We start from the raw sequence: 11,538 nt of genomic DNA, 5'->3' as shown, positions 1-11,538 counted from the left end.
TCTTCGATGGTTGGGTTGTTCACTGCTTTCACGTTTTCATCGGGAGTGGGAATGTCCAATCTGAGCAATGCATTGCAGCTGAACGCCATTCACAGTCAGCTGCCAGTCACGGCTTACTTTGACGAAGCGCTTCTTACGCGCGAACTCGACACACTTTTCAAGCAAGGTCCACGCTACGTCGGGCACGAACTCATGGTTCCCGAAGCGGGAAACTATTTCGCGCTTCCGGGCGAAGGCGAAGGGCGCGTGCTCGTCCGTAATCAGCAGGACAATATCGAACTGCTGTCGAACGTGTGTCGCCATCGCCAGGCGATCATGCTCAATGGCCGCGGCAGCGCCGACAACATCGTCTGCCCGCTGCATCGCTGGACCTACGATCTCCACGGTCAACTGCTCGGCGCGCCGCATTTCGCGGACAAGCCCTGCCTGAACCTCGGCAAGACGCCGCTGCAGAACTGGCAAGGTCTGCTGTTCGAATCGGAGGGCCGCAACGTCGCTGCGGATCTCGCGAGGCTTGGCACCGCGCGCCATTTCGACTTTTCGGGCTTCATGTTCGATCACGTCGAAGTGCACGAGTGCAACTACAACTGGAAGTCCTTCATCGAGGTCTATCTGGAGGATTACCACGTCGCGCCGTTCCATCCGGGACTCGGCAGCTTCGTCTCGTGCGACAACCTCGAATGGGAGTTCGGCGACTGGTACAGCGTGCAGACTGTCGGCGTCCACAAGAATCTCGAGAAGCCGGGCAGCCCGACGTACCGCAAGTGGCACGACGAGGTCCTGCGCTTTCGCAACGGTGCCCCGCCCGAGTTCGGCGCGATCTGGATGGTCTACTACCCTGGTCTGATGATCGAGTGGTATCCGCACGTGCTGGTTGTGTCGTGGCTCATTCCGCGGGGAACGCAAAAGACGACGAACATCGTCGAGTTTTACTACCCCGAGGAGATTGCGCTGTTCGAGCGTGAGTTCATCGAGGCGGAGCGCGCCGCGTACATGGAAACCGCGCGCGAGGACGACGAAATCGCCGAGCGCATGGACGCGGGCCGCCGCGCGCTGATGTCGCGTGGCGAAAACCAGGTCGGGCCGTATCAGAGCCCGATGGAATCCGGCATGCAGCATTTCCACGAGTTTCTGCGGCATCAACTCGGCGCGATCTGACATAGGCTGTTTGGCTAGTGTTACGAAAAGGCGGGCTTTCGGGCTCGCCTTTTTGTTTAGACTAACGGTTCAAGCCCTCGCAATCGAGCGCCGCTCAGGAGCCGTCATGCCGCACACCCACTACACAACGCTCATCTCGGCGACGAACCTCGCCGAACGGCTCGCCGCCGCGCCCGGCAGCATCCTCGTATTCGATTGCCGCTTCGATCTGGGCGCGCCCGAATCGGGCGAAGCGGCCTACGCGCTGGGGCATGTTCCCGGTGCGCACTATCTTCATCTGGATCGCGATCTGTCCGGCGCCAAGACGGGCACGAACGGGCGGCATCCGTTGCCTGAGCGCGCGGCGCTCGTCGCGAAACTCGCGAGTTTCGGCCTGAACGAAGGCCAGCAAGTCGTCGCCTACGACGCGCACGGCGGCATGTATGCGGCGCGCGCGTGGTGGCTGTTGCGCTGGCTCGGGCACGATTCCGTCGCGCTGCTCGACGGCGGTCTGCAGGCATGGGAAGCCGCGGGCCATGCGCTCGACACGGCCGTGCCGCCGAAGACCCAAGGCACGTTCAAGGCGGGCGCGCCGCTGCAGGTGACCATCGACGCTCAGGCGATCGAGCGCAGCATCGGCACGCGCGATCATCTGCTGATCGATGCGCGCGCCGCTGATCGTTATCGCGGCGAGAACGAGACGATCGACCCCGTCGGCGGACATATTCCCGGCGCGCTCAATCACTTCTTCAAGAACAATCTCACGCAGGAAGGCCGCTTCAAGACCGCGCACGAACTGCGCGAAGCGTTCGGCGCGCTGGTCGGCACGACACCGGCTGACCGCATCGTCCTGCAATGCGGCTCGGGCGTGACGGCCTGCCACAACGTCCTCGCGATGGAGATCGCCGGCCTGCACGGCGCCGCGCTTTATCCGGGATCGTGGAGCGAATGGAGCGCCGATCCGGGCCGTCCTGTCGCGACCGGCCCGAATCCCTGAGGGTGGGTCACTTGACGCCGTGCTCGCGGAACCACGCGAGCGCGCGCTTCCAGCCGTCCTCGGCGTCCGCCTTCCGATAGCTCGGACGATAATCCGCGAAGAACGCGTGGCCCGCGTCGTCGTACACGACGAACTGCGAGTTTCTTGCGGGCGGAGGATCGTTCGCGAGCGCCTGTTTCATCTGTTCGAGGGTGTCCTGCGGGATGCTCTGATCCTGCCGACCGTAGAGCCCGAGCACCGGCACCTTGAGCTGGCTCGCGAGGTCGAGCGGATTGTTCGGCGTCATCTCCGTCTTGTCGCCGACGAGCCGTCCGTAAAACGCGACCGCCGCCTTGAGATTCGGATTGTGCTCCGCATACAGCCAGGAGATGCGCCCGCCCCAGCAGAATCCGACGATGCCCGCGCGCTTCGCATCGCCGCCGTGCTCGGCCGCCCATTTGATGGCCTGATCGATGTCGGAGAGCACCTGCGAATCCGGCACTTTCGATACGACCTGCTCGTTCAGCTGCTGCATCGACGGGTACGCCTTCGGATCTCCCTGACGCGTGAAGAATTCCGGCGCGATCGCCAGATAACCTTGTTTCGCGAAGCGCCGGCACACGTCGGCGATATGCTCGTGGACCCCGAAAATCTCGTGGACCACGATGACGACCGGCAAATCAGTCTTGCCCTTCGGCTGCGCGCGATACGCTGGGACGGGCGTGCCGTCCGCGCCGCGAATTCCGATTTCGCCGGCTTCGAGGCCGTTCGTATCGGTATGGATGGTTTGCGCGGATACCGGCAGCACCGCGGCTGCGAAACCGGTGCCGATACTCGCCTTGATGAAGGTGCGTCGACTGAACGGAACGTGCGGAATGAGGCGGTCGACTTCAGGGTCTAGCATGGATGGCTCCCGCGGCAGGGCCGTCGCGTCATTTTTGCTGTGAAGTGCGGCGGCGTGGGTCCTCGAAACCGCGCGGCGAGCTCAAGGCTGCACACTGCGCGGCACTGCACGACGATGAACGCGCGCCATGAATTAAGCGCGCCGCCCATTCTAAACAGCTTTGAACGAACGGCGCGGCCGATCTATTCCACATCAGTGCAACTTCACGCGGGGCGCGGTGGAGCGGCGCAGCCAGTGCGCGACGGTATCGAGCACCATGCGCGCATAGCCATGCAGCGCGGCGACGTGCAGCCGGTACAGCGACATGTACATGAAGCGCGCGAAGAGTCCTTCAATCAGCATGTTGCCGCCGATCAGCCCGCCCATCAGATTGCCGACCGCGCTGTAATGGCCGAGCGACACCAGCGAGCCGAAATCGCGATACGTGTATTCGGGCAGCGGCTTGCCCTGCAACATCCGCTCGAGGGACTTGAACAGAAAGCTCGCCTGCTGATGCGCCGCCTGCGCGCGTGGCGGCACGTTGCGCTCGTTGCCGGGCCACGGACACGCGGCGCAATCGCCGAGCGCGAAGACGTTGTCGTCGATTTCGGTCTGCAGCGTGCGGCGCACGGTGAGCTGGCCGAGGCGGTTGGTCGGCAAGCCGTCGAGATTGGTTAGGATCGCGGGCGCCTTGATGCCGGCCGCCCAGACCGTCAGGTCCGCGCGGATCATCTTGCCGCTGGCCGTATGGATCGAATCGCGCGACACCTGCGCGACGGTTTCGCCCGTCATCAGCTTCACGCCGAGCTTGGTGAGCAGCTCCGCGGTCGCGATGGACACGCGCTCCTGCAGCGCGGGCAGGATGCGCGGACCCGCTTCGATCAGCACGATGCCGATATCGTGCTTCGGATCGAGCTTGTGCAGACCGTATGCGGAAAGCACCTGCGCGGTGTTGCGCAATTCCGCCGACAATTCGACGCCCGTCGCGCCCGCGCCAACGATCGCCACCTGAATGCGCGGCACAGGATCGACGCCCGGCTCGTCCTCGGCATCGTCCGCGCCCGCCGCGACCGGCTCGGGCGCGAAGTGCTCGGCGCGCATGCAGGCGGCAATCAGGCGTTTGCGGAAGAGCTCCGCCTGACCGACCGTATCGAGTGCGATCGAGTTCTGCTGCGCGCCTTCGACACCGAAGAAGTGCGTCGTGCTGCCGATCGCGACGATGAGCGTGTCGTATTCCAGCTCGCGCTCGGGCAGGAGCTCGCCCACATGCTCATCGCGCAACGGGCCGACCGTGATGGTTTTCTTCGCGCGATTGAGCCCGACGAGTTCGCCCTGCTGGAATTCGAAGCCATGCCACAAGGCCTGCGCCGCATATTCGAGTTCCTGCGTGAACGGGTCCATGCTCCCTGCCGCCACTTCATGCAAAAGCGGCTTCCAGATATGCGTCGGGTTGCGGTCAATGAGCGTGACCTGTGCTTTGGGTGGCGTCTTTTCGTCCGTCGAGCCGAATCGGTCGCCGAGACGCGTCGCCAGTTCGAGACCGCCTGCCCCTCCGCCCACGATGATGAAGCGATGCATGGAACTCTCCCTGTGCTTTTATTCGATCGACTGTCTTGTTTCCCTGCCTCGTTTGACCCATTGTGCGTAGCTTCGATGACAGTCACAAGCGCGTCACCGACATGTAGGGCATATGCGACATGCGCCGCATATGCCTTGCGCAAAAAAATCCAGTGCGCTCTCAGTGTGCCTCTTCCCAATTGTTGCCGACGCCCACTTCCGCCACGAGCGGCACCTTCAGCTTCGCGACGCCGCACATCAGTTCAGGTAAGCGCTTCCTGACCTCGGGAAGCGCTTCCTCGGGGACTTCGAGCACGAGTTCGTCGTGGACCTGCATGATCATCTTCGCACCGATGCCCGACGCTTCGAGCCAGTCCTGCACGGCGATCATCGAGAGCTTGATGAGGTCCGCCGCTGTGCCCTGCATCGGCGCGTTGATCGCGGCGCGCTCGGCGGCCTGACGACGCGGTCCGCTGCCGCCATTGATCTCGGGCAGCCACAGACGCCGGCCGAACACGGTCTCGACGAAGCCGTTCATTTTCGCGCTGACACGCGTGTTCTCCATGTACGCGGCTACGCCCGGATAGCGCGCGAAATATCGATCGATATAAAGCTTCGCCGCATCGCGCGTAATGCCGAGATTCGACGCAAGCCCGAACGAACTCATGCCGTAAATCAGACCGAAGTTGATGACCTTCGCGATGCGCCGCTGATCGTTATCGACTTCGAGCGGCGTGACGCTGAACACTTCCGACGCCGTCGCGCGATGCACGTCTTCGCCTTGCGTGAACGCGCGCATCAGGGATGCATCCCCGGAAATATGCGCCATGATGCGCAGTTCTATCTGCGAATAATCAGCCGACACGATCTTGCTGCCCGCCGACGCGATGAACGCTTCGCGAATGCGCCGCCCTTCACCCGTGCGCACCGGAATGTTCTGCAGGTTCGGCTCGTTCGACGACAGGCGTCCCGTGACCGCGACTGCTTGCGCATAGTTCGTGTGCACGCGTCCCGTCGACGCATTCACCATGCGCGGCAGCTTGTCCGTGTAGGTGGACTTGAGCTTCGACAGCCCGCGATGTTCGAGCAGCACCTTCGGCAAGGGAAAATCTTCGGCGAGCTTTTGCAGCACTTCTTCGTCGGTGGAAGGCGCGCCGCTCGGCGTCTTTTTCACCACCGGCAATTGCAGCTTTTCAAAGAAGATCTGGCCGATCTGCTTCGGCGATCCGAGATTGAATTCGCCGCCCGCGAGTTCATACGCCTGTGCCTGCAAATCGATGAGACGCTTCGCGATCTCGTTGCTTTGCGTATCGAGCCTCTGGCGATCGATCCGGACTCCGTTGCGTTCCATCTTGCGCAGCACGCGCGACGTGGGCATCTCGATGTCGCGATATACGCGCAGCAAGCCTTCCTCTTGCGCCACTTGCGGATAGAGTGCGTGGTGCAGACGCAGCGTGATATCGGCGTCTTCGGCTGCGTAGGCCGCGGCTTTGTCGAGCGGCACTTCATCGAAACCGATCTGCGACGCGCCCTTGCCCGCGACATCTTCGTACTTGATCGTATTCACGCCGAGATGACGCAACGCGAGGTTGTCCATGTCGTGCGGACGATGCGATTCCAGCACATACGATTGCAGCAGCGTGTCGTGCTCGACGCCACGCATTTCGATGCCGTAGTTCGCGAGCACCTGTTCGTCGTACTTCAGATGCTGGCCGACCTTCTTCTTCGATGCATCTTCGAGCCAGGGCTTGAGCTTCGCGAGCACTTCATCGCGCGGCAATTGCACCGGCGCATCCGGCCCGCGATGCGCGACAGGAATATAAGCCGCATGCCCCGGCTCGGTTGCGATGGACATGCCGACGATCTGCGCGATCATCGGATCGAGCGACGTGGTCTCGCTATCGAACGACGTGATCTCCGCCTCGTTTATCCGCTTGAGCCACGCATCGAACTGCTCCCACGTCTGCACCGTTTCGTAGTGGTGCTCGATTTCGGTGACTTCGGCCGGCGGCGTGTCGGTCGGACCTTCGACGGCATCCGCGATTTCGATTTCGCGCAGCCATGTCTTGAAGCCGTGACGCAAGAACACATCGCGCAACTCCTCGCGCGATTCGGGACGCGTCGCGAGCGTGCTGTCGATCGACTCGATCTGCGCGGTGAGATCGCATTCCGTGTGCACGGTGACGAGCTTTTTCGCCATCGGCAGGAAGTCGAGAGCCTTGCGCAGATTGTCTCCTACCGCACCTTTGATCTCGCTTGCGTGTTCTACGATGCCATCAAGGGTTTCGTATTGCGTGAGCCATTTGAGCGCGGTCTTCGGTCCGCACTTCTCGACGCCCGGCACGTTGTCGACGGTATCGCCGATGAGCGACAAATAGTCGACGATGCGCTCCGGCGGCACACCGAACTTCGTGAGCACGCCGGCGCGGTCGAGGGTTTCGTTGGTCATCGTATTGATGAGGGTGACATGATCCGTCACGAGCTGAGCCAGATCCTTGTCGCCCGTCGACACGATCACCTTCATGCCGCGCTTCTCGGCAGCGACGGCAAGCGTGCCGATGACGTCGTCCGCTTCGACGCGCTCGATCATCACGAGCGGCCAGCCGAGCGCGCGAACGGCGACGTGAATGGGTTCGATCTGTTTGGAGAGGTCTTCCGGCATAGAGGGCCGGTTGGCTTTGTATTCGGCGTACCAGTCGTCGCGGAACGTCTTGCCTTTGGCATCAAATACGCACGCGCTATACTCTGCATTGATTTCGCGCCGCAGGCGCCGCAGCATGTTGATCATTCCATACAGAGCGCCGGTGGGTCCGCCGTCGGGGCCCCGCAGGTCAGGCATCGCGTGATAGGCCCGGTACAAGTAACTAGAACCGTCGACCAATAGCAGGGTCTTACCTTCAAGACTTAGTTCTTCAGGCATTATGAACAAGAGAAAAGTGATTCCGAGTCTGCGTTCGCTCGCAGATCAAGAGCGCGCGACGGCCAAGAAGGCTCGCGCATCGTGGCAGATGTTCACGATTATGGCAGAGTTTATCGAGGCGACCGAGTACCTCTCGGAGATCCGCCCTGCCATCAGCATCTATGGTTCGGCGCGTCTGAAACCGGAGTCGCCGTACTACCAGCGCACGATCGAAATCGCGCAGAAATTCTCCGATGCCGGCTTCGCGGTCATTTCGGGCGGCGGCCCGGGCATCATGGAAGCGGCGAACAAGGGCGCGCATGCGGGCAAGTCGCCATCGGTCGGCCTCAATATCGAATTGCCGCACGAGCAATCCGGCAATCAGTGGCAGGATATCTCGCTGCGCTTCCGTCACTTCTTCACGCGCAAGGTCACGTTCGTGAAGAACTCGGACGCGGTCGTCGTGATGCCGGGCGGCTTCGGCACGCTGGATGAACTCGCCGAAGTGCTGACGCTCATTCAGACGAAAAAGTCGCGTCATGTGCCGATCGTTCTCGTGGGCGCGGAGTTCTGGGCCGGGCTTCTGGACTGGTTCCAGAATACGCTGCTGACCAACGGCGTGATCGGCCCGAAGGATCTCAATCTGATGCAGGTGATCGACGATCCGGATCAGGTGCTCGAGGCCGTGCTGCGGTTCTATGAGGATCGTGAGGAAGCGGTCGAGCAGCCGGCGGAAAGCAAGTCGGATGAGGATCGGATGTTCTATCTGTGATCGATTCAGGGCGGGCGGCCTTCGGAGCCGCCCGCTTCGTTTCAGCGCCCACGGATCACTGAAACGCCACCTCCGCAAAGCTTCTCAACTTCCGGCTATGCAGCTTCGACAAGCCGTTCATCCGTAGCAGTTCCATCGCTTTCACGCCGATCTGCAAGTGCTGATCCACTTGCGCGCGATAGAACTGATCGGCCATCCCCGGCAGCTTCAGTTCACCATGCAGCGGTTTATCGGAGACGCATAGCAGCGTCCCGTACGGCACGCGGAAACGGAACCCGTTCGCGGCGATCGTCGCGCTCTCCATATCGAGCGCCACCGCGCGGCTCTGCGACAGGCGCCGCACGGGCTCACGATGATCGCGCAGTTCCCAGTTGCGGTTATCGACGCTCGCTACGGTGCCCGTGCGCATCACGCGCTTCAGTTCGACGCCTTCGAGCCTCGTCACCTGCGCGACCGCGCGCTCCAGTGCGACCTGCACTTCCGCGAGCGCAGGCACCGGCACCCACAACGGCAGATCGTCGTCGAGCACGTGATCCTCGCGCACATAACCGTGAGCCAGAACGTAGTCGCCCAGACGCTGCGTGTTGCGCAAGCCCGCGCAGTGACCGAGCATGATCCACGCATGCGGACGCAGCACCGCGATGTGATCGGTGATCGTCTTTGCGTTCGACGGCCCCACGCCGATATTCACCATCGTGATACCGCTGCCGTCCGCGCGCTTCAGGTGATACGCGGGCATCTGCGGCAGGCGCGCGGGCGGCGTGCCCTCTTCCGGCTGCTCGCCGAGATTGGCGTTGTACGTGACGACATCGCCCGGTTCGACGAACGACGAATACTCGCAGCGATACGCGCGCGTTTCCTCATCGTCGGCGCGCGACATCATCTTGCGGCCGAGCTTCACAAACTCGTCGATGTAGAACTGATAGTTCGTGTACAGCACGTAGTTCTGAAAATGCGTCGGCGATGTCGCCGTGTAGTGCCTCAACCGATGCAGCGAAAAATCCACGCGCGCCGCCGTGAAGAGCGCGAGCGGATGCGGCTCGCCCGGGCCCGGCTCATACGTGCCGTTGACGATTCGATCGTCGAGCAGCGCGAGATCGGGCGTATCGAAGATATTGCGCATCGCGAGCAGACGGTCGCGATCGAGGTCGCCTTCGAGGTGAATGCCTTCAGCGAATGCGAAGTGAATCGGAATGGGATGCGCGGACACGCCCACTTCGAGGCCCACGTGGTGATTCTTCGTGAGCAGCCGCAATTGCTCGCGATAGTAATCGCCGAAAAGATCGGGGCGCGTGAGCGTCGTTTCGTAAATTCCGGGGCCCGCGACGAAACCATACGAACGCCGCGAGTCGATCTGCGTATTCCATTCGGTGCGCACGCGCACGAACGGATAGCACGCGCGCACGCGATGCGTGAACTGCTCGTTGCGGCGATAGCGCGCGAAAGCATCGCGCAGAAACGCGGTATTCGCTTCATAGATCGCCGAAAGACGCGTGACGGCCGCGGCCGGGTCTTCGAAGGATTCAGTCGGGAAATCGTTGGCGGGTGTGCCTTGCGTGCTTTGGGTCCGGTCGTTTGTCATGATCTTGTGTCTTTCGTCGATGCCCTCGTAACGAATCGACATTAACACGGAAGAATGCGCGAACCATGAAGTCCCTCTTCGCGTGAGTGCGTGCGCTCACACCTCGCAACACCTTTTTGTTTTTCGAACTCAAAATTCGCGAAAGCGGCGCAAAATAAGGCGTTCGCCTTGCGCGCGCCGCTCAGCCAGCAACCGTTTTGTTAGAATCCGGCCATCGCCTGGAGAAAGATCATGAAGCCGCACCTTTGCGCCGCCGCCGCGGCAGTCCTCGCCGTCGCAAGCTTCGGCGCATTCGCGCAGCCGGCGCGGCAAGCCGCTCAACCGGCGCCGCAACCGGCCGCCCAGAAAATGTCGCCGGAAGAAGCCGCGGGCCTTCCCGACCTGAAAGCCATCAATCGCCCGCCCGCGGATGTCAGCTCGAAAGTCGAAATCTCGCCGCCGCGCACGCCGAGCTATCACGAACTGAGCACGAATGGCACTGAAATCACCGAGTTTCGCGACAAGGGCAAGCCCGTAGAGATCGACGTGCGTTCGAATTTCGGCACGCGTTATCAGATGAGCGCCCCCGCCGATACTTCGCCGCAAGTGCGCGACAACGGCAAGGCAAGCACGCGCCTGCCGTCCATCAACCTGCATTACTGATCCCGTAAGATGCTGCGGACCCGCTCCTGCCGAGCGGGTCGCGGCGCCGTGGCTTCTTGCCCGGCGCTACCGTTCACAGGCCGCTCCTGGCCGTCCAACCTCAACGACGTTTCCCGCATGGCCGTTTTCACTCCCGTCACCAACGCCGAGCTCGGCGACTGGCTGCAAGACTACGATCTCGGCGATGTCGTCGAATTTCGCGGCATCCAGTCGGGCATCGAGAACAGCAACTTTTTTCTCACGACGACGCACGGCGAGTACGTGCTCACCATCTTCGAAAATCTGAACGCCAGGCAGTTGCCGTTCTATCTCGATCTGATGCGCCATCTGGCTTCGCATCGCGTGCCGGTGCCCGATCCGATGCCCCGGCGCGACGGCTCGCTCTTCGGTCTGCTACATGGCAAGCCCGCGTCCATCGTGACGAAGCTCGAAGGCGCGCCCGAGCTCGCGCCGACGCCCGCACACTGCATCGAGGTCGGGCAGATGCTCGCGCGCCTGCATCTCGCGGGCCGCGATTTCACGCAGCATCAGCCGAATCTGCGCAGCCTCGCGTGGTGGCAGGAGAAAGCGCCGTCGATCGTCGACTTCCTGAGCCGCGAGCAGCGCGAACTGTTCGAAGGCGAGCTCGCGCATCAGGCCGCGTTCTTCGGCTCGGCGGATTACGCGTCGCTGCCCGACGGCCCGTGTCACTGCGATCTGTTCCGCGACAACGTGTTGTTTGCGCACGGCCGCGAGCACGCGCGTCTGGGCGGCTTCTTCGATTTCTACTTCGCGGGCGTCGATAAATGGCTGTTCGATGTCGCCGTAACGATCAACGACTGGTGCATCGATCTCGCGACTGGCGTGCTCGATCCCGCGCGCCTGGATGCGATGCTGCGCGCCTATCAGACGGTGCGCCCGTTCACGCCCGCCGAAGAGCGTCACTGGAACGACATGCTGCGCGCCGGCGCGATGCGTTTCTGGGTGTCACGCCTCTTCGACTTTCATCGCCCGCGCGAAGCACAAATGCTCAAGGCGCACGATCCCGGCCATTTCGAACGCATTCTGCGCGAACGCGTCAAATCCGCTTCTCCCGCCAACCGATAACAGC

The 11,538-nt window shown here is 62.3% G+C and carries 9 protein-coding genes; 5 read left to right on the top strand and 4 right to left on the bottom strand.

All coding sequences use genetic code 11. The features are described 5' to 3' along the window. The first annotated feature begins 51 nt into the window (after window positions 1–51). Together AWB75_RS26975 and AWB75_RS26970 are read left to right on the top strand one after the other, a co-directional pair. Window positions 52–1,158 carry an aromatic ring-hydroxylating oxygenase subunit alpha gene (locus tag AWB75_RS26975; RefSeq protein ID WP_061127088.1) on the top strand — a complete coding sequence of 369 codons (1,107 nt, stop codon included), beginning with the start codon at window positions 52–54 and terminating at the stop codon, window positions 1,156–1,158. Between the two features lie 106 nt (window positions 1,159–1,264). After that, a complete protein-coding gene (locus AWB75_RS26970; RefSeq protein ID WP_061127087.1) occupies window positions 1,265–2,134 on the top strand; it encodes a sulfurtransferase in 870 nt (289 codons plus the stop codon). Between the two features lie 7 nt (window positions 2,135–2,141). Here AWB75_RS26970 and AWB75_RS26965 read toward each other — a convergent pair whose 3' ends face one another. The 3 genes from AWB75_RS26965 to polA form a co-directional block, all read right to left on the bottom strand. Then, window positions 2,142–3,017 (bottom strand): dienelactone hydrolase family protein, encoded by an 876-nt coding sequence (locus AWB75_RS26965; RefSeq protein ID WP_061127086.1) that lies wholly within the window; start codon window positions 3,015–3,017, stop codon window positions 2,142–2,144. 192 nt (window positions 3,018–3,209) lie between these two features. Next, a complete protein-coding gene (locus tag AWB75_RS26960) occupies window positions 3,210–4,574 on the bottom strand; it encodes an NAD(P)/FAD-dependent oxidoreductase (RefSeq protein WP_061127085.1) in 1,365 nt (454 codons plus the stop codon). A 160-nt stretch (window positions 4,575–4,734) separates the two neighbouring features. Then, window positions 4,735–7,473 carry a DNA polymerase I gene (polA, locus tag AWB75_RS26955; RefSeq protein ID WP_061127084.1) on the bottom strand — a complete coding sequence of 913 codons (2,739 nt, stop codon included), beginning with the start codon at window positions 7,471–7,473 and terminating at the stop codon, window positions 4,735–4,737. Window position 7,474: 1 nt separating this feature from the next. Here polA and AWB75_RS26950 point away from each other — a divergent pair, with 1 nt between their 5' ends. Beyond that, window positions 7,475–8,224 carry an LOG family protein gene (locus AWB75_RS26950; RefSeq protein ID WP_061127083.1) on the top strand — a complete coding sequence of 250 codons (750 nt, stop codon included), beginning with the start codon at window positions 7,475–7,477 and terminating at the stop codon, window positions 8,222–8,224. 55 nt (window positions 8,225–8,279) lie between these two features. Here the strand turns inward: AWB75_RS26950 and AWB75_RS26945 are convergent, their stop codons facing one another. Further along, on the bottom strand, window positions 8,280–9,806 hold the full coding sequence (locus AWB75_RS26945) for an AMP nucleosidase (protein ID WP_061127111.1): 1,527 nt from the start codon (window positions 9,804–9,806) through the stop codon (window positions 8,280–8,282). Between the two features lie 231 nt (window positions 9,807–10,037). On the opposite strand from AWB75_RS26945, the gene AWB75_RS26940 reads away from it, so the two are divergent. Continuing rightward, window positions 10,038–10,448, top strand: a complete 411-nt coding sequence (locus AWB75_RS26940) for a hypothetical protein (RefSeq protein ID WP_061127082.1) — start codon at window positions 10,038–10,040, stop codon at window positions 10,446–10,448. 117 nt (window positions 10,449–10,565) lie between these two features. Further along, window positions 10,566–11,534: a homoserine kinase gene (locus tag AWB75_RS26935; RefSeq protein WP_061127081.1), complete on the top strand. Its 969-nt coding sequence runs from the start codon at window positions 10,566–10,568 to the stop codon at window positions 11,532–11,534. The last annotated feature ends 4 nt before the right edge of the window (window positions 11,535–11,538 follow it).

Source organism: Caballeronia catudaia, assembly GCF_001544755.2.
Lineage (GTDB): Bacteria > Pseudomonadota > Gammaproteobacteria > Burkholderiales > Burkholderiaceae > Caballeronia > Caballeronia catudaia.
The sequence above is the reverse complement of the archived record's forward strand: the minus strand, read 5'-3'. Positions and strand labels throughout refer to the sequence as shown.

Excerpts from the sequence above, each read along its gene's own strand:
- AWB75_RS26950 (WP_061127083.1), top strand. The coding sequence starts at position 7,475 with ATGAACAAGAGAAAAGTGATTCCGAGTCTGCGTTCGCTCGCAGATCAA.
- AWB75_RS26975 (WP_061127088.1), top strand. The coding sequence starts at position 52 with ATGTCCAATCTGAGCAATGCATTGCAGCTGAACGCCATTCACAGTCAG.
- AWB75_RS26945 (WP_061127111.1), bottom strand. The coding sequence starts at position 9,806 with ATGACAAACGACCGGACCCAAAGCACGCAAGGCACACCCGCCAACGAT.
- AWB75_RS26935 (WP_061127081.1), top strand. The coding sequence starts at position 10,566 with ATGGCCGTTTTCACTCCCGTCACCAACGCCGAGCTCGGCGACTGGCTG.
- AWB75_RS26960 (WP_061127085.1), bottom strand. The coding sequence starts at position 4,574 with ATGCATCGCTTCATCATCGTGGGCGGAGGGGCAGGCGGTCTCGAACTG.
- AWB75_RS26970 (WP_061127087.1), top strand. The coding sequence starts at position 1,265 with ATGCCGCACACCCACTACACAACGCTCATCTCGGCGACGAACCTCGCC.
- AWB75_RS26965 (WP_061127086.1), bottom strand. The coding sequence starts at position 3,017 with ATGCTAGACCCTGAAGTCGACCGCCTCATTCCGCACGTTCCGTTCAGT.
- polA (WP_061127084.1), bottom strand. The coding sequence starts at position 7,473 with ATGCCTGAAGAACTAAGTCTTGAAGGTAAGACCCTGCTATTGGTCGAC.
- AWB75_RS26940 (WP_061127082.1), top strand. The coding sequence starts at position 10,038 with ATGAAGCCGCACCTTTGCGCCGCCGCCGCGGCAGTCCTCGCCGTCGCA.